The following is a 17,427-nucleotide window of genomic DNA, read 5'->3' on the forward strand; positions in this document are numbered from 1 at the left end:
CCGTGCTGGTCAGCTCGGGCGAGAACACCCGGTCTGCTGGACACCTCAGCCATGTCGGCCCGACAATCTTCCTGTGACGCCCTCTTACGAGCCCCACACGTACCCGGCGCGGCTCTCCGACGCCGAGCGGGACCGTGCGCTCGCCGTACTGCGAGAAGGTGCGGCGCAGGGCAAGCTGTCGCACGAAACCTTCCTGCACCGGATGGAACTCGCCCTCGCCGCACGGCAGTCCGCCGACCTGGTCGTTCTCACCTCGGACCTGGACACCGACGGCCGCTGGTCCCGCCGGATGTTCGCCGCGGTCGGCCGGGCCTCCGCGTTCACCGTTCGGCTGCGCAGGGCATGGACGACGGAGCGGCTGCCGAAGCTGCTGTTCCCCGCACCGGGGCCGGCGCCGCTGCGCATCGGCCGCGACACGGGCAACGGGCTGCGGCTCAGCCACGAGACCGTCTCGCGCCGGCACGCGGAACTGGTCCAGCAGGGCGGCATCTGGATCCTCCGCGACCTCGGCTCCACCAACGGCACCTGTGTGAACGGGCGCCGGGTCACCGGGACCGCCGTGGTCAACGACGGGGACCAGGTCAGCTTCGGCCGGATGTCCTTCCGGCTGTCGGCGAACTGAGGGATTCCCGTTGGGCTGTTCGGCCCATCGCCGGTCAACACCGGTCCGCCCCGTGCCGATGCATGCACCGGCGCGGGCGTCCGTTCGCGTCCACCCCGCGCAAGGAACGGTGACAGCCATGTCGGCAGTACGTACAGCAGCGCGCAAGGCCCTCGTCGCGGCGGCCGCGACCGCGGCACTCTTCGCCGGAGCGGGCAGTGCGACCGCGTCCACCACGGTCCCCGAAGCCCCCTCGGGCAACTGGCTGTACACCGTGGTCATCGAGGGCCAGGACGTGATCGGTCCCATGAAGGGCAAGCTGCTGCGCTGCCCGCCGCCCAGGGGCAGCCGCCCGGTGGCCTCCGTTGCCTGCAGGCAGCTCAACGCGGTCGACGGCGACATCTCGAAGATCAAGCGCGCGGACGTCGTCTGCCCGATGATCTACAAGCCGGTCACCGCCATGTCGTACGGCATGTGGGACGGCCGCCGGATGGTGTTCGCGAAGAACTACCCCAACGCCTGCGTGATGCACGCGTCGACGGGTTCGGTCTTCAAGTAGGCCCGGCTGCCTTCAAGTACACCTGACCAACCGGCCGTTGAGGACTGCGGTTGACCGCAGTACGGCCCTGGGGAAAACCCCAGGGCGACTGTACGGCTGGTGTCAGTGACGTAGGTACACCCCCCGAAGGAAGCTGATCTCCCGGACAGCACGCTTCCACGGGAGGAGCCCTCATGCAGGGCAGCAAGAGCCAGCCGATCACCGTCAGAACAGCACGGTGGTGCGCCACCCACCCGTGGCGCGCCATCGTCGGCTGGGTCCTCCTCGTCGTCCTGTGCGTCGGTGCCGGAGCCGCGATCGGCACCAACAAGGGCACCTTCTCCGACTTCTGGGTCGGCGAGGCCGGCCGCGCCGAAGCGCTCGCCGTCGAGGGGCACCTGACCCCGGCCCCGGTCGAGAAGCTCCTGATCACCGGCGCCAAGGGCAAGCCCGACCCGGCCGCAGCCCGCTCTGCCGCCGCCGACCTGGAACGCCGGATGCGGACCCTGCCGTCCGTCACCGACGTCGACGGGCCGATCCGGTCCGGGGACGGCGGCGCTCTCCTGGTCACCGTCACCCTGCGCGGCGACAAGGAAACCGCCAAGAAGGACGTCGACGCGCTGCTCGCCAGGACCGCCGAGACACAGAAGGCGCACCCGGACCTGCGCGTCGAGGAAACCGGCAGCGCCTCCATCTCCACCGCCGTCAACGACCAGCAGGCCAAGGACCTCCAGCGGACCGAGATGATCAGTCTCCCGGTCACCTTCCTCATCCTGCTCGTCGTCTTCGGCGCGGTCCTCGCCGCCGGAATCCCCGTACTGCTCGCTCTGCTGGCCTTCGCCGGGGCGGTCGGTCTCTACGGTCCCGCCTCCTGGCTCTTCCCCGACGCGGGCGGCGCGGCCCTCAGCGTGATCTTCATGCTGGGCATGGCCGTCGGCGTCGACTACTCGCTCTTCTACCTCAAGAGGGCGCGGGAGGAACGGGAACGCTCGGGCGGCACCCTCAGTCATACGGCAGCGGTCGAGCTGGCCGCCGCCACCTCGGGACGCGCGGTCGTCGAGTCCGGACTCGCCGTCGCCCTCTCCCTCGGCGGCCTCTATCTGATGGACGACGTGATCTTCTCGTCCATCGCCACCGGCGCCATCCTCGTCACCCTGGTCGCCGTCGGCAGCTCGCTGACCATCCTGCCCGCGCTGCTCGCGAAGCTCGGCCCCCGAGTGGACGGCCGCCGGGGCCGCGCGAACCGCCGCCGCTCGGGCAACAGCAGGGCCTGGACCGCCCTGTTGCGTCCCGTGATGCGGCGTCCTCTCGCCACCCTGCTCGTCGGCCTCGCGGCGACCGCCGCCCTGGCCCTGCCCGCCCTGAACATGAAGCTCGGCACCGAGGGCAAGGAGACCTTCCCCGACAGCGTGGCCACCGTCGCCGCGTACGACAGACTGACGGCCGCCTTCCCCGACCAGGGCGCCGCGCACCTCGTCCTCGTACGGTCCGACACGGCACACACCGCGGCGGTGGCGGACGCCCTGAAGCGGCTCTCCGACCGTACGAAGGGCGACCCCCTGTTCGCGGGGACCGGTGCTCCGCACCTGCGGACCTCGGCGGACGGCCGGACCACCCTGCTGGAGCTGCCCGTTCCGCACTCCCAGAACTCTCCGGAGGCGACCCGCTCGCTGGAGCGGCTGCGCGCCGGGCTGATACCGGAGACCGTCGGTGCGGTGCCCGGGGTGGAGGTCGCCGTCAGCGGTGAGATCGCCGGCGGATTCGACTACGCCGCGCACCAGTCGGACCGCCTGCCCTGGGTGATCGTCTTCGTCTCGCTGGCCTGCTTCGCCGTGATGTACGCGGCATTCCGCTCGGTCGTACTCGCCGTGCTGGGCGTGCTGCTCAACCTGGCGGCGGTGATGGTCTCCTGGGGCGTCCTGACGCTCGTCTTCCAGGGCACCTGGGCGCAGGGGCTGCTCGGCTTCGAGTCGCTCGGGTTCGTCGGGTCGCGTACACCGCTGATGGTGTTCGCCATCCTGGTGGGGCTCTCCACGGACTACCAGATCTTCGTGGTCAGCCGGATCCGCGAGGCAGTTCTGCGCGGGGTGCCGACCCGGCAGGCGGTGGTGGACGGCATCGCCGGCTCCGCCGGAGTGGTCACCAGCGCCGCCGTGATCATGGTGTCGGTGTTCGTCAGCTTCCTGTTCATCGACCGCATCGAGATGAAGCAGCTGGCCGTCGGACTCACTGTGGCCGTGCTGTTCGACGCGGTGGTGCTGCGGGCCCTGATCCTGCCGTCGGCGCTGGCCCTGCTGGGGGAGCGGACCTGGTGGCCGGTGCGGCCTGCCGGGCGGCTCGACACCGCAGGGGGTCCGCAGCCCGTACGTACGGACTCCGCCGGGCACCCGGAGGCGGTGCGGAGCTGACCGACCGCCCCGTCCGGACGGGCGGCGGGGCCGGGGTGGACACGCCCCCGGCCCCGCCGCCTCTATGAGGTGAAAACGCCCTCGGTCCGGCCGCCTCTATGAGGTGAAAACGCCCTCGGTCCGGCCGCCGGTCGTGAGGCGGCCGCCGCTACTGCTGGTGCAGACCCCGCCCGGCGAGCGTCAGGAACGTCTCGCCGACAGCCTCCGAGAGCGTCGGGTGGGCGTGGATGTGGCGGGCGACGTCCGAGGGTTCCGCGTCCCAGCCGACGATCAGCTGGCTCTCGGCGATCATCTCCGAGACGTTCGGCCCGACCAGGTGAACCCCGAGCACCCGGCCGTCGCGCTCGGCGACCACCTTCACCACGCCGCCCTGCCCGTGCACCATGCCCTTGGCCACGGCGGTCAGGGGCATCGTGTTCACCACCACGTCCAGGTCACGGGCGCGCGCCTCGCCCTCGCTCAGGCCGACGGCGGCCGTCTGCGGCGAGGAGTACGTGACCCTGGGCACCGCCGCGTAGTCGACCGGCGGCGAAGGAACCCCGGCCAGGGTCTCGGCGACCAGCAGCCCCTCCGCGAACGAGGCGTGCGCCAGGCCCAGCGAGGGCGGCGGCAGCAGGTCGCCGACCACATGGATGCCCGGCACCGCGGTCTCCAGCCGGGACCAGTCCGCCGGAGCCACGAACCCCCGCTCGTCGGTGGCGAGACCGGCCGCGGCGAGCCCCAGCCCGTCGGTCACCGGCACCCGCCCGACCGCCACCAGCAGCCGGTCCGCCGCCACGGTGCGGGTCTCGCCGCGCGCGGTGCGCACCGTCGCCCGCACCGCGTCCGGCAGGACCTCCGCGTCCAGCAGCCGCGCCCCGGTCTGCACGTCGATGCCGCGCTTCTTCAGCCCTCGCGTCAAGTGACGGCTCACATCGGTGTCTTCGAGCGGCACGAGCCGGTCCGCCGCCTCTATGAGGGTGACGTCGGCACCCATGGAACGGTGGAAGGAGGCGTACTCCACCCCGATCGCGCCCCCGCCGAGCACGAGGACGGAAGCGGGCAGGCCGGGTGCGAAGAGCGCGTCGTCACTGGTGACGACCCGCTGCCCGTCCGGGTCGAGCCCCGGCAGCGTACGAGGGCGGGACCCGGTGGCCAGGACGACACCGCGGCGTGCGGTGAACTCCCCGTGCCCCTCGACCCGTACCGTACGGGCCCCGGTCAACTCGGCGCTGCCGCGCACCACGTGAACCCCCGCACGGGACAGGTGCCCCTCCACGCCCTTGTGGTTGCGCGACACGATGTCGTCCCGGGTCGCCACCAGCGCCGGCCAGTCCACCGAGTCCAGGGTCGCCTTCACGCCCCAGCGCTCCCGGGCCTCCGCGATGCCGTCGACGAGTTCCGCCGCGTGCAGCATCGCCTTGGAGGGGATGCAGCCCCGGTGCAGACAGGTCCCGCCCACCTTGTCGCGCTCGGCGAGCACCACCGTCAGGCCCAGGGCGGCGGCCCGCAGGGCGGTACTGTAGCCGCCGGTGCCACCGCCGATCACGATCACATCGGTCTCAAAGGCTTCGCTGTTCGTCATGGGCCAAGCCTCCGCCCACCAGCGATGATGCGTCCAAGGCAATAATATTGTCGCTGCGATGCACCGCGTTCATGGGGGACGGGAGAGTCATGAGCCTTCGACAGATGGAGTACTTCCTCACGGTCGTCGAGGAGGGGTCCTTCACCCGGGCCGCCGAGCTGCTGCACGTCACCCAGCCCGCGCTCTCGCACCAGATCAAGGCCCTGGAGAAGTCGGTGGGCGGCGCCCTCCTGGAGCGCAGAGCGCGCGGGGTCGGCCTCACCGTCATGGGCCGCGCCTACCTCCCGCACGCCGAACGTGCCGTGCGCAGCGCCGTACAGGCCCAGCGGGCGGCCCGTGCGGCCGCCGGGGCCGAGGGTGGCGAACTGCATGTCGCCGCCCTGCACTCGGTCGCCGTCGGCATCCTCCCGGACGTCTTCGCCCAGTGGCGCCGCGCACACCCGGGCGTCGCCCTGCACCTCCACGAGTACGCCACCACCGACGCCCTGGAGGACCACGTGGAACGCGGCGTCGCCGACCTCGCCGTAGGACCGGAGCCCAAGCACTGGGCAGGCCCCGTCGTTCACTTCGGGCGGGAGGACATCGTGCTCGTCGTGGCCTTCGACGACCCCCTCGCGGGCCGCACCTCGGTCCGCCTGGAGGAGTTGTCGGAGCACCTGTGGGTGCGGTGCGCGATGGAGGCGGTGGTCGAGGGCCAGGCCTTCCTCGACTGGGCCTGCGCGGGGGCCGGCTTCGTACCGCGCACGGCGGTCCGTACCGAGCACACCTCCACCGCCGTACGGATGGCCGCCGCCGGTGTCGGTGTGGCGACGTCACCGTCCCATGTCGTACGGGGTGCGGTCGGCGAGGACTGTGCGGTGCTGTCGGTGGACCCGCCGTGGCGGCGCGCCCTCACCGTGTACTCGCGGGTCGAACTGACCGGCGCGGCAGCCAAGTTCGCCGACCTGCTGCGCCGGTCCTCGCCGTACGGAGACGGCGGCGGCACCCCACCTCAAGAGGGTGCGGCCTGCGACCTCACCAACAGTGCCACCGGCCGGTCCGCGAACAGTGCCGACAGCGGCACCGCACCCGCGAACTCCCGCCCCGCCGCCAGCTGATCCGCCCACAGCCCCTCGGGCAGTTCCAGCTCCGTCCCCTGCCAGCCGCCCGCCTCTGCCAGCCGCATCGACAGCCGGGTGACCGCCGTGACGGTCTCTCCCGCCCTGCTGAACGCCAGGCAGTGCCGCGCCGCCGGGCCGCGCGCGGCGAGCGGGGCGTACGGCGCGCTCTCGCCGAACAGCTCCGGGTGGTCGCGGCGCAGCCGCAGCGCCGTCGTCGTCAGGGCCAGCTTCTCCTCCGACAGGGTGCTCCTGTCGGTCCTGCCGTGCACACGCACCAGAGCGGCCCTCTCGTACGCGACGGGCCGCCGGTTGTCCGGATCGACCAGCGCCAGGTACTCGCGCTCCGTCCCCTGGTACAGCTCCGGCACTCCCGGCATCGTCAGCTGCACCAGCGTCGCCCCCAGAGTGTTCGCCCGGACGTACGGTGCCAACTCGCGGGCGAAGAGCGAGACCTCGTAGTGCGCGGGCCCGCCGGGACCCGACCGTACGAAGTCCTCCAGGGCCTGCTCGTAGGCCGCGTCCTGCTCCGTCCAGCTCGTGTGCAGCCCCGCCTCCCGTGCCGCCTTGAGGAGGGCGGGGGCCAGCCGCCCCGCCCCCGCCTCCGGGAGGGCGACGGCGGTCTGCCACGCCGTCCACGCCGCGTGCGGGTCGGGGGCGGGCGCTGCCTGGGCCCACCGGCGCAGCAGCCCCGCCCACCGCTGCGGGCACTCCGTCAGCACCGACAGCCGCGCCCGTACGTCCGCGCTGCGCTTGGTGTCGTGCGTGGACAGCACGGTTCCGGTGGCCGGCCAGTCGCGGGCGAGGCGCGCGCAGAACGCGTGGAACTCGTCGGGCGACACGGCGGGCCGCCCCGGATCCCCGCCGACCTCCGCCGCCGACAGCAGCGGTGCGTACCGGTAGAACGCGGTGTCCTCCACCGACTTGGCCCGCAGCGCCGAAGCGGTCTGCGCGAACCTGGTGCAGAACGCCGCCTGGTCGGGCCCTGCCCCAAGCCGTCCGAGCGCCAGCTCCCGCACCACGTCCACCGCCGCCGCCTCCTCCGGTACGGAGAACGCCGCCTTCGCCTCCCGTACGGCCTCCGGCGGAAGCGTCGCCTCCGCCTCCTCCGGCGTGGGGCCGCCCGCCGCCACGTACGGCCGGTACACCGGCATCCGTACGAGCAGCTCGCGCAGCGCGGTGCGCAGCGCCCACGGAGCGTGGTCGCGCAGCGCCGGGTCGGCGGCGCAGATCCGCTCGGCGGTACGCACCAGGAAGCCCGTCTCGGCGGCCAGTTCGTGGGTGAGGACGCGGTACGCGGCCCGGCGCGTGGTCGCCGCCCAGTAGCCGCCGCGGTCGCCGGGCGGGTCGGCGAACGTCCGGTACAGCTCGGTGAGCTCGTCGGCGCCGGTGGGATCGTTGAACAGTCCGTCGATCCGGTGCAGCGCGTCGTAGCCCGTGGTGCCCGCGACCGGCCAGTCGGCGGGCAGCCGCTCCTCGCCGGTGAGGATCTTCTCCACGACGGTCCACACCGTGCGGCCCGAACCGTCCACCGCCTCGGTGGTGGCGTCGGCCAGCTGCCGCAGGTAGTCGCCCGGTGCGGCGAGTCCGTCCGGGTGGTCGATCCGCAGCCCCTCGACGACCCCGTCCCGTACCAGCTGAAGGATCTTCGCGTGCGAGGCGGCGAACACCTCCGGGTCCTCCACCCGCACCCCGATCAGGTCCGAAATGGTGAAGAAGCGCCGGTAGTTGAGCTCGGTGCGGGCCAGGCGCCACCAGGCGAGCCGGTACCACTGGGCGTCCAGCAGCTCCGGCAGCGGCAGCTTCTCGGTGCCCTCGCGCAGCGGGAAGGCATGGTCGAAGTAGCGCAGCACCCCGTCCTGGGCGGAGACGGACAGGTGCGCCAGCTCCTCGCCGATCCGCCCGCCGAGCACCGGCAGCAGCACCTTGCCGCCGCCCGCCTCCCAGTCCAGGTCGAACCAGCCGGCGTACGGCGAGGCGGGGCCCTCCCGCAGCACCTCCCACAGAGGGGCGTTGAGGTGCTCGGGCGCGGGGACGGCCATGTGGTTGGGGACGATGTCCAGGACCAGGCCCAGACCGTGCGCACGGGCCCTGCGGGAGAGTGCCCGCAGACCCTCCTCACCGCCCAGCTCCGCACGTACGCGCGCGTGGTCCACGACGTCGTACCCGTGCGTCGAGCCCGGCACGGCTTCCAGCACGGGCGACAGGTGCAGGTGCGAGACCCCGAGAGCGGCCAGGTACGGCACCGCTTTCTCGGCGGCCGCGAAGGGGAAGTCGGGCTGCAGCTGGAGGCGGTAGGTGGAGGTCGGCGTCATGCGAACGTACGTACCCGGATTCGGGGCTTCTGTGTCATCAGCCCATGCACCGTCTCGTACGCGCGGCGTTAATTTCACCTGATGGCTGGAGAACGCACGGAACTGAAGAAGACTGGAGAAGGCACGGGACCGGGGAAGAGTGGTGGGGGCGCCCTGCGCGCGTACCGGCAGAGCTATCAAGAGGCGATCGCGCTCACCGGGCCGCTCCTGCCCCTTGTCTCCTTCCTCGGCAGGCTCCCCCTCGCGATGTGCCAGCTCGGCACTTTGCTGCTGGTCGCCGAGACCAGTGGCAGCCTCGCCACCGCAGGGCTCGTGGGCGGCGCCCTGGCGGCCGGGCAGACCGTCGGCGGTCCCCTGTTGGGCCGGATCGCCGACAGGCGCGGGCAGCGCCTCGTGGTGCTTTCGGCGACGCTCGTCAACGCCGTCGCGGTGACCGCCCTCGTCCTCGCCGCCCTCGCCCGCACCGACACCCTGCCGCTCGCGCTGATCGCCGTCGTCGCCGGTGCCTCCGTGCCGCAGATCGGCCCGATGTCCCGCACCCGCACCCTGGCGCTGGCCCGCCGCAAGGACGCCGACGAACACCTCATCGGCACCGTCCTGTCCTTCGAAGGCACCCTGGACGAGGTCACGTTCGTCCTCGGCCCCGCCCTCGTCGGCCTCGCGGTCGCCGTCGCGCACCCCGCCGCCGCACTGCTCGTCGCCGCCGGACTCCTCGCCGTGTGCGGTACCTGGTTCGCCCTCCATCCGACGGCGTCCCTGCTACGCCCGGCCGCGCGCACCGCATCCGCCGAACGTACGAGGCTGACCGGTTCGGTGTACGCGCTGCGCGTCGCGATGGGCCTCCAGGGCGCCATGTTCGGCGCCTCCCAGGCGGGCATCACGGCCCTCACCGGGAACCTCGGCCTCCCGCAGCAGGCCGGGCTCGTCTACGCCGCCATGGGAGTGATGAGCGCCGTCGCAGGCTTCTCGATGGCCGCCGTCCCCGCCCGCATCGGGCTGAGCACCCGCTGGCGCGCCGCCACCGTGGCCCTGGTGGTGTTGTCGGTGCCGCTGGTGTTCGTCTCGCAGCTGTGGGCGCTGTACGTCGTCGTCATCGTCCTCGGTGTCGCCTTCGCTCCGCACATGATCACGCTCTTCGGGCTCACCGAACGCATCGTCCCCGCGAGCAGGCTGGCCGAGTCGATGGCCTTCCTGATGAGCGGCATCGTCGGCGGCCAGGCCCTCGCCCTCGCCCTCTCGGGCCGCCTCGCCGAGAGCAGCGGCCCGCCCGCCGCCTTCTCCGTGGCGATCGGCGCGGCGGTGCTGTGCGCCGGACTGTCCTGGGCGGTACGCCCCCACGCGGGCAGGGCCCCTGCCGCCGCAGTAAGTACTGCGGCGGCAGAGACGGCCGGCCGGGACAGCGACGACGCACACGCGGGCCGCTGAAGAGGCGACGCTCGCGCGGGCCGCTGAACGACGCTCACGCAGGCCGCTGAAGCACCGTCAGGCTCCGGCCGATCAGAGTGAGGTGCTCGCCCGCGTCGTGCTTGCCGCCCGTGCCCGGCGGGACCCCGTCCTCGCGGGCGGTGTCCACGACCACTTCCCACTGCTCCCCGTGGTCCTCCGGAACCATGAACTCCAGCGTCCGGGCGCTCGCGTTGAACATCAGCAGGAACGAGTCGTCCGCGATGCGCTCCCCGCGCGGGCCCGGCTCCGAGATCGCCTCCCCGTTGAGGAACACCGTCAGCGCCTTGGCCTGCGCGGCCTCCCAGTCGTCCTGGGTCATCGGCTCGCCCTCCGGCGTGAACCACGCGATGTCGGAGAGCTCGTCCTGCGTGCCCCGCACCGGCCGGCCGTGGAAGAAGCGCCGCCGCCGGAACACCGGGTGGTCGCGCCGCAGCGCCACCATCGCGCGTGTGAACTCCAGCAGCGTGCCGCCCTCGGCCCTGCCGCCGTCCGCCTTGTTGCCCTCCGGGTCCGGACCGGGCCAGGGCACCCAGGCCAGCTCGTTGTCCTGACAGTAGGCGTTGTTGTTCCCGCCCTGGGTGCGGGCGAACTCGTCGCCGTGGCTCAGCATCGGCACGCCTTGCGACAGCATCAGCGTCGCCATGAAGTTGCGCATCTGCCGCTGCCGCAGGGCCAGGATCTCGGGGTCGTCGGTGGGGCCCTCCGCACCGCAGTTCCACGACCGGTTGTGGCTCTCGCCGTCCCGGTTGCCCTCGCCGTTGGCGTTGTTGTGCTTGTCGTTGTACGCGACCAGGTCGTGCAGCGTGAATCCGTCGTGGCAGGTGGTGAAGTTGATCGAGGCGAGCGGGCGCCGCCCATCGTCCTGGTAGAGGTCCGAGGACCCCGTCAGCCGCCCCGCGAATTCCGCGATCGTCTGCGGCTCACCGCGCCACATGTCGCGCACGGTGTCCCGGTACTTGCCGTTCCACTCCGTCCACAGTGGCGGGAAGTTGCCCACCTGGTAGCCGCCCTCGCCGACGTCCCACGGCTCGGCGATCAGCTTCACCTGGCTGACGACCGGGTCCTGCTGCACCAGGTCGAAGAACGACGACAGCCGGTCCACCTCGTGGAACTGCCGCGCCAGGGTGGCCGCGAGATCGAAGCGGAACCCGTCCACCCGCATCTCGGTCACCCAGTACCGCAGCGAGTCCATGATCAGCTGGAGCACGTGCGGGGACCGCATCAGCAGGGAATTGCCGGTTCCGGTCGTGTCCGTGTAGTACTTCGGGTCGTCCGCCAGGCGGTAGTACGAGGGGTTGTCCAGCCCCCGGAACGACAGCGTCGGCCCCAGATGGTTGCCCTCGGCCGTGTGGTTGTAGACCACGTCCAGGATGACCTCGATGCCCGCCGCGTGCAGCGCCTTCACCGCCGTCTTGAACTCCAGCACCTGCTCGCCCCGGTCGCCCCACGAGGCGAAGGCGTTGTGCGGGGCGAAGAAGCCGATGGTGTTGTAGCCCCAGTAGTTGCTCATCCCCGCGTCGACCAGCCGGTGGTCGTTCACGAACTGGTGCACCGGCATCAACTCCAGAGCCGTGACACCCAGTTCCACCAAATGGCCGATGATCGCCGGATGCGCGAGCGCCGCGTACGAACCGCGCAGCTCGTCGGGGACGTCCGGGTGCAGCATCGTGAGGCCCTTGACGTGCGCCTCATAGAGGATGGTGTGGTGGTACGCCGTACGGGGAGGGCGGTCGTCGCCCCAGTCGAAGTACGGATTGACCACCACCGACGTCATCGTGTGCGGCGCCGAGTCCTGGTCGTTGCGGGAGTCCGGTCTGCCGAAGTGGTAGCCGTACACCGACTCGCCCCAGTCGATCTGCCCGCTGATCGCCTTCGCGTACGGGTCGAGCAGCAGCTTCGCCGAGTTGGACCGCAGCCCCCGGGAGGGCTCGTACGGGCCGTGGACGCGGTAGCCGTACCGCTGGCCCGGCATGATGCCGGGCAGGTAGGCGTGCCGTACGAAAGCGTCGGTCTCCCGCAGCTCGACGGCGGTCTCCGAGCCGTCCTCGTACAGCAGGCACAGCTCGATCCGCTCGGCGGCCTCCGAGAAGACCGCGAAATTGGTACCGGCGCCGTCGTACGTGGCGCCCAGGGGATATGCATCTCCCGGCCAGACCTGCATCGAATCGACTCTTCCACTTCTGATCCGGGTGGTACGGAGCAACGGGGTGGCGCGTCTTCCTCCGCATCTTCCCCCAAAGCGGGCCGCGCACCCAGCGGTTCCGGCCGTCTCGGGGAACGGCTGCACCGGCCGCCCCGCGCGGAGTACCCTTCCTTGATCGTTGGCGGTGGGCGGACAAGAGTTCAGAAGGCGGTGCGTGGGTGAGCTCGGGAGGGCTGGAGCTACCCCCGGGGGACACGGGGCACGAGGGCGGCCCGGGCGACGGCCCGCCCGGTGCGGTCTCCCTCGCACGGCCGATGGAGATCGGTGCCGAACTGGACTGGGGCACGGACGCCTGGAGCGAGGTGCGTACGCGCGCCCAGCGGGCCGGCCGCGCCTACATCTGGCTCAACCTGGTCGAGCAGCGGATGCGGGCCGTCGTCGCCGCCGTGCTGCGCCCGGTGTACGAACCGGTGCACGGCGAGGAGTGGGTGGTGGCCGCCGCCGGGCCCGCCGGACAGGAGTGGGTGCAGCGCGCCGTCGCCGTGCGCGAGGTGAGCCGCCGCAAGGGGTACCTCCTCGACCCGGCCGACGACAACGTGCTGAGCTTCCTGACGCTGCCGCAGCTGCGCGAGCTGATGGTGCAGCACTGGCCGTGCTTCGAGCCGTACTACGACGACCGGCGCGACGTCGAGCTGGCGCTGGACGAGCTTGAGGTCACCCGCAACGTCGTCTCCCGCAACCGGGCCCTGTCCGTGACCGTCCTCGCGCAGGCGGAGAGGGCGTCCGCCCGGCTCCTGGAGATTCTCGGCGCGGGCTCGGGCGCGCCGTCCGCGGACCGGCTGCCCGTCGACGCCGTCGAGGACCTCGTCGGCGACCGCTACGCGGACGTGGTGTCCGTCCACCCCGACCGGGTGCGCCTCCAGCGGCAGCTGCCCGCCGAGGACCTCTTCGGCGGCGCCCGCCGCGTCGACGCCATCGGGATAGGCCTGAACCTCCTCGTGCAGAACTTCTCCGGCCGGCGCCTGGTCCGCCTCGCCGAGGCAGGCTGCCGGGTCCGGCTGCTCTTCCTCAACCCGGCGAGCAGCTCCGTGAAGCGGCGCGAACGCGAACTGGGCCTGCGTAAGGGTGAGTTGAGCCGGTCGGTGGAGATGAACATCCTGCACATGCGCCGGGTGCGGGCCAGCCTCCGCGATCCGGGCGCCTTCCAGATCCAGGTCTTCGACGAGACGCCGCGCTTCACCGCGTACCTCGTCGACGGCGACGGGCCCGGCGGGCTCGCCGTCGTCCAGTCGTATCTGCGCAGGGCGCGCGGCATGGAGGCGCCGGTGCTGGTGCTGCGCGGCGGCGGGCGGGGCGGGCGCGGTGGGGTGGTGCGGCACGGCGAGGAGACCGAGCACGGACTCTTCGAGACGTACCGGGAGGAATTCGAATCGGTGTGGACGGACTCCCGGCCGGTCTCGTAGCCCCCGTGCGGACGGCCTTCGAGAGGGATTGTCAGTGCTGCGTGCGAGGGTGGTTCTCCGTTGGGGGAGAAGACTCAAGGAGGCCCAGGGATGGGATGGCACGGGGAATCGCTGATCGGCTTCGACCTGGAGACCACGGGTACGGAGCCGTTGGAGTCGCGCATCGTGACGGCGGCGGTCGTCGAGGTGCGGGGCGGGGCGGTGGCCGCACAGCGGCTGTGGCTGGCCGACCCGGGAATCAGGATTCCGGAGCAGGCCTCGGCGATACACGGCATCTCCAATGAGCGCGCCGCGACGGAGGGGCGGCCGGTGCGCGAGGTGGCAGACGAGGTCGCGCAGGTCCTCGTCGAGCACTGGGCGCGGGGGGTTCCGGTGGTCGCCTACAACGCGGCGTTCGATCTGACGCTGCTCTCCGCCGAGCTCGCGAGGCACGGACTGCCCGCGCTCGGCGACCGGCTCGCGGAGCTCACCGGGGAGCCGGGCATCGGCCCCGTCGTCGACCCGCTCACCATCGACCGGGCGGTCGACCGCTACCGGCGCGGCAAGCGCACCCTGGAAGCGGTCTGCGTCGAGTACTCGGTGGTGCTGGGCGAGGCGCACGAGGCGTCGGCGGACGCACTGGCCGCGGTCCGGGTCGCGATCGCGATAGCGGAGCGGCACCCCACGATCGCGAGCCTCGGACTGCCCGAGCTGCACCAGGAGCAGGTGCGGTGGTACGCGGACTGGGCGGGCGGCTTCCAGGAGTTCCTCCGCAAGAAGGGCACTCCGGACGCGGTCATCGACCCGGCCTGGCCGCTGCGCGCCCCGAGCCAGGTGACCACGACGGGCTGACCGGGGCCATGACTCCGGCAGTCGGCGCACCCCTCGGCCGGGGCCATGGGCACGGCGGCCGGCGCACCCCTCCCCTCGGACGTGGCGCACCCCTCAGAACGGGTACCAGCGCACCCCGGGGTCGTTGTCCCGCAGTGAGGCCACCCGCCGCCGGAATTCCGCCAGCGCCTTCGGGTTCGTCGGCGCGTGCTGGGCCACCCAGGCACAGCTCGCGGTCTCCCGGGCGCCGCGCAGCACCGTACAGCCGTCCCACTCGCGGACGTCCCAGCCGTACGTGGCGGTGAACGCGTCGTAGGCGTCGTCCGGCAGGCCGTACCGGTCCCGGGACAGGGCCATGACGACGAGGTCGTGCTCGCGGAAGTCGGTGGAGAAGGTCTCCAGGTCGACCAGGACGGGCCCGTCAGGACCGACCATGACGTTGCGGGGCAGCGCGTCCCCGTGGATCGGGCCTGGCGTCAGTCGCGGGTTCAGCGCGGCAGCGGCGGCGGCGAACCCGTCGCGGCGGCCCCGCAGATAGACCGCGTCCTCGGCGTCGATCGCGTCGCCCGCCAGCCGCAGCCACCGCTCGACCCCGGCCAGCAGGTCCCGCGGCGGCAGTGCGAACGGCGGGGCGGGCAGGGCGTGCACCAGGTTCAGCAGCTCGGCGACGTCCCGCGGCTGCGAGGGGCGTACGGCATCGGGCAGTCGGTGCCAGAGCGTCACCGGGTGCCCGTCCACCAGCCAGGGCTTGTCGGTGGCAGGGCGTACGGCAGGGACCCCGGCGGTCGCCAGCCACTCGCCGACGGCCAGTTCGCGCTCCGCGCGGGCGGCCAGGTCCGGGGAGCTGCGCCCGACCTTGGCCACGAACGAACCGTCCGCGCTCTCCACCGCGAAAACCGCGTTCTCGCCCAGGGACACCAGCTCGGCCCCGGCTGCGAGCCCGGCCGCGAGTCCGGTCGCCTCCAGCACCTCGCGTGCGCGCGTCTCGTCCATCGTCGTGCTTCTCCTGTGGGCCGGTGGGTGTGCTTTCCGCAGTGAATCCGACAAAGTCTCGCATCCGTGCAGGTTGGCTTGACGAACTCACGGACCGTCAGCACGATGACGGGGATCGCCAGGGCGGCCAGACCGGTAGAAGTCGCCCGAACTGCCCGAAGGAGCCCAATTCGTGTCATTGGCTACCGAAAAGGGGCGGCCCGGGAAGCCGAAACCGGCCCGCACGGGCAGAGCGCGCGGGCCGGAGTCGGGGCGGAGAGCCGATCTCGGGACCTGGTTCCTGATCCTCCCCGCCCTGATCCCGATCCTGATCCTCAGCGTGGGCCCGCTGCTGTACGGCGTCGTCCTCGCGTTCACCGACTCCCAGTCGGGCCGCACCGCACCCACCCAGTGGGTCGGCGCCCTCAACTTCCAGGACCTGCTGCACGACACCCTCTTCTGGGACTCGTTCCGGATCGGTCTGCTCTGGGCGGTCGGCGTCACCGTTCCGCAGTTCCTGCTGGCCATGGGCCTGGCCCTGCTGCTCAACCAGAACCTTCGGTTCCGCTGGCTGGCGCGGGCCCTGGCGATCGTCCCGTGGGCGATGCCCGAGGTCGTCGTCGGCATCATGTGGCGCCTCGTCTACAACCCCGACGCGGGCATCCTGAACGAGACGCTCCGCAACCTCGGGCTCGGTGAGGGCCGCGACTGGCTCACCGGCCTCGCCACCGCCCTGCCCGCCGTGATCCTCGTCGGCATCTGGGCGGGCATGCCGCAGACCACCGTCGCCCTCCTCGCCGGCCTCCAGAACACCCCGCACGAACTGCACGAGGCAGCGGCCCTGGACGGCGCCGGTGCCTGGCGCCGCTTCCGTGCGGTGACCTGGCCGGCGCTCAAGCCGATCGCACTGTCGATCACCGCGCTCAACTTCATCTGGAACTTCAATTCCTTCGCTCTGGTCTACGTCCTGACCAACGGCGGTCCCGGCGGCCGCACCCGGCTCCCGATGCTCTTCGCGTACGAAGAGGCCTTCCGCTACGGGCAGTTCGGCTACGCCGCAGCGATGGGCTGCGTCATGGTCGCGGTCATCTCCGTACTCCTCGCCGTGTTCCTGGCGGGCCGTCTCAAGGGAGGCGACGACAAGTGAGCCTCCGCACCGCAGGGCCCCGCCGCACCACAGGCTTCCTCCGCACCGCAGGCCCCCGCCGCAGCTCCAGTCCCATGCGGACCAGCAGACCCGCTCGGGCCGGCCAGTACCTTGCACTGCTCGCGTACCTGGGATTCCTCGCGTTCCCGTTCCTCTGGCTGATCTCCACGGCCTTCAAGTCCCCGCGCGAGCTGGGCGACCTGCACCCCACCTGGATCCCCAAGGACCCCAGCTTCGACAACTTCCGGCAAGCCTTCGACGAGCAGCCGCTCCTGGAAGCCGCAGGGAACAGCCTGATCGCCGCGCTCGCCGCCGCCCTGATCGCCGTCCTCATCGCGACCCCGATGGCCTTCGTGATGGCCCGCCACCGCTCCAGGCTCACCACCATGGCGACCGGCTGGGTCGTGGTCAGCCAGGCGTTCCCGTTCGTCCTGGTGATCATCCCGCTGTTCCTGATCCTCAAGAACCTGCACCTGATCAACTCGCTGCCCGGCCTGATCATGGTGTACGTCGTCTGGTCGCTGCCCTTCGCGCTCTGGATGCTCGTCGGATACGTGCGCGCGGTCCCGCCCGAGCTGGAGGAGGCGGCAGCGGTCGACGGCGCGAGCAAACTCCGTACGCTCGTCTCGGTCACCGCACCGCTGCTCGCACCCGGTCTTGTCGCCACCGCGCTGTTCGCGTTCATCACCGCATGGAACGAGTTCTTCTTCGCGCTCGTCCTGCTCAAGTCCCCGGAGAAGCAGACCTTGCCGGTCGTCCTCACCCACTTCATCGGCGACGAGGGCGCGGCCGATCTCGGGCCGCTCGCCGCCGCCGCGTTCCTCGCCACGCTCCCCTCCCTGGTGATCTTCGCGATCATCCAGAAGCGGATCACCGGCGGCATGCTGGCCGGGGCGGTGAAGAGCTGATGCGCACACCTCGGC

The 17,427-nt window shown here is 71.8% G+C and carries 13 protein-coding genes; 9 read left to right on the forward strand and 4 right to left on the reverse strand.

Annotation, left to right across the window (positions count from 1 at the left end; translation table 11 throughout):
• Window positions 1–73 precede the first annotated feature (73 nt).
• The 3 genes from AB0D18_RS07105 (at window position 74) to AB0D18_RS07115 (ending at window position 3,547) form a co-directional block, all read left to right on the forward strand.
• On the forward strand, window positions 74–622 hold the full coding sequence (locus AB0D18_RS07105; protein WP_362413783.1) for a DUF1707 and FHA domain-containing protein: 549 nt from the start codon (window positions 74–76) through the stop codon (window positions 620–622).
• 118 nt (window positions 623–740) lie between these two features.
• Entirely contained in the window at window positions 741–1,160 is a 420-nt protein-coding gene (locus AB0D18_RS07110) for an SSI family serine proteinase inhibitor (RefSeq protein WP_362413785.1), read from the forward strand.
• A gap of 173 nt (window positions 1,161–1,333) precedes the next feature.
• Complete coding sequence (locus AB0D18_RS07115; protein WP_362413787.1) at window positions 1,334–3,547, forward strand: MMPL family transporter; 2,214 nt, start codon at window positions 1,334–1,336, stop codon at window positions 3,545–3,547.
• Window positions 3,548–3,695: 148 nt separating this feature from the next.
• Here the strand turns inward: AB0D18_RS07115 and lpdA are convergent, their stop codons facing one another.
• Entirely contained in the window at window positions 3,696–5,111 is a 1,416-nt protein-coding gene (lpdA, locus tag AB0D18_RS07120) for a dihydrolipoyl dehydrogenase (RefSeq protein WP_362413789.1), read from the reverse strand.
• Between the two features lie 89 nt (window positions 5,112–5,200).
• On the opposite strand from lpdA, the gene AB0D18_RS07125 reads away from it, so the two are divergent.
• Window positions 5,201–6,208: a LysR family transcriptional regulator gene (locus tag AB0D18_RS07125; protein WP_362413791.1), complete on the forward strand. Its 1,008-nt coding sequence runs from the start codon at window positions 5,201–5,203 to the stop codon at window positions 6,206–6,208.
• On the opposite strand, the gene treY is transcribed toward AB0D18_RS07125, so the two are convergent.
• Window positions 6,103–8,523, reverse strand: a complete 2,421-nt coding sequence (treY, locus tag AB0D18_RS07130) for a malto-oligosyltrehalose synthase (RefSeq protein WP_362413793.1) — start codon at window positions 8,521–8,523, stop codon at window positions 6,103–6,105. The two genes, AB0D18_RS07125 and treY, sit on opposite strands and share 106 nt — an antisense overlap.
• Window positions 8,524–8,604: 81 nt before the next feature.
• On the opposite strand from treY, the gene AB0D18_RS07135 reads away from it, so the two are divergent.
• A complete protein-coding gene (locus tag AB0D18_RS07135) occupies window positions 8,605–9,948 on the forward strand; it encodes an MFS transporter (protein ID WP_362413795.1) in 1,344 nt (447 codons plus the stop codon).
• 34 nt (window positions 9,949–9,982) lie between these two features.
• Here AB0D18_RS07135 and glgX read toward each other — a convergent pair whose 3' ends face one another.
• Entirely contained in the window at window positions 9,983–12,130 is a 2,148-nt protein-coding gene (gene glgX, locus AB0D18_RS07140; RefSeq protein ID WP_362413796.1) for a glycogen debranching protein GlgX, read from the reverse strand.
• A 200-nt stretch (window positions 12,131–12,330) separates the two neighbouring features.
• On the opposite strand from glgX, the gene AB0D18_RS07145 reads away from it, so the two are divergent.
• Complete coding sequence (locus tag AB0D18_RS07145) at window positions 12,331–13,575, forward strand: SAV2148 family HEPN domain-containing protein (RefSeq protein ID WP_362413798.1); 1,245 nt, start codon at window positions 12,331–12,333, stop codon at window positions 13,573–13,575.
• Window positions 13,576–13,665: 90 nt separating this feature from the next.
• Window positions 13,666–14,406: a 3'-5' exonuclease gene (locus AB0D18_RS07150; protein ID WP_362413800.1), complete on the forward strand. Its 741-nt coding sequence runs from the start codon at window positions 13,666–13,668 to the stop codon at window positions 14,404–14,406.
• Between the two features lie 93 nt (window positions 14,407–14,499).
• Here the strand turns inward: AB0D18_RS07150 and AB0D18_RS07155 are convergent, their stop codons facing one another.
• Entirely contained in the window at window positions 14,500–15,378 is an 879-nt protein-coding gene (locus tag AB0D18_RS07155; RefSeq protein ID WP_362413802.1) for an aminoglycoside phosphotransferase family protein, read from the reverse strand.
• Between the two features lie 172 nt (window positions 15,379–15,550).
• Here AB0D18_RS07155 and AB0D18_RS07160 point away from each other — a divergent pair, with 172 nt between their 5' ends.
• Complete coding sequence (locus AB0D18_RS07160) at window positions 15,551–16,504, forward strand: sugar ABC transporter permease (protein ID WP_362413804.1); 954 nt, start codon at window positions 15,551–15,553, stop codon at window positions 16,502–16,504.
• A 74-nt stretch (window positions 16,505–16,578) separates the two neighbouring features.
• Window positions 16,579–17,412, forward strand: coding sequence for a carbohydrate ABC transporter permease (locus AB0D18_RS07165; RefSeq protein WP_362414080.1), 834 nt, complete (start codon window positions 16,579–16,581; stop codon window positions 17,410–17,412).
• Window positions 17,413–17,427: the final 15 nt, after the last annotated feature.

The organism is Streptomyces sp. NPDC048442 (genome assembly GCF_040651475.1).
Classification (GTDB): Bacteria; Actinomycetota; Actinomycetes; order Streptomycetales; family Streptomycetaceae; genus Streptomyces.

Bases quoted from the DNA above. Each gene is read 5' to 3' on its own strand.
- AB0D18_RS07110 (WP_362413785.1), top strand. From the start codon at position 741: ATGTCGGCAGTACGTACAGCAGCGCGCAAGGCCCTCGTCGCGGCGGCC.
- AB0D18_RS07115 (WP_362413787.1), top strand. From the start codon at position 1,334: ATGCAGGGCAGCAAGAGCCAGCCGATCACCGTCAGAACAGCACGGTGG.
- lpdA (WP_362413789.1), bottom strand. From the start codon at position 5,111: ATGACGAACAGCGAAGCCTTTGAGACCGATGTGATCGTGATCGGCGGT.
- AB0D18_RS07125 (WP_362413791.1), top strand. From the start codon at position 5,201: ATGAGCCTTCGACAGATGGAGTACTTCCTCACGGTCGTCGAGGAGGGG.
- treY (WP_362413793.1), bottom strand. From the start codon at position 8,523: ATGACGCCGACCTCCACCTACCGCCTCCAGCTGCAGCCCGACTTCCCC.
- AB0D18_RS07135 (WP_362413795.1), top strand. From the start codon at position 8,605: ATGGCTGGAGAACGCACGGAACTGAAGAAGACTGGAGAAGGCACGGGA.
- glgX (WP_362413796.1), bottom strand. From the start codon at position 12,130: ATGCAGGTCTGGCCGGGAGATGCATATCCCCTGGGCGCCACGTACGAC.
- AB0D18_RS07150 (WP_362413800.1), top strand. From the start codon at position 13,666: ATGGGATGGCACGGGGAATCGCTGATCGGCTTCGACCTGGAGACCACG.
- AB0D18_RS07155 (WP_362413802.1), bottom strand. From the start codon at position 15,378: ATGGACGAGACGCGCGCACGCGAGGTGCTGGAGGCGACCGGACTCGCG.
- AB0D18_RS07165 (WP_362414080.1), top strand. From the start codon at position 16,579: ATGCGGACCAGCAGACCCGCTCGGGCCGGCCAGTACCTTGCACTGCTC.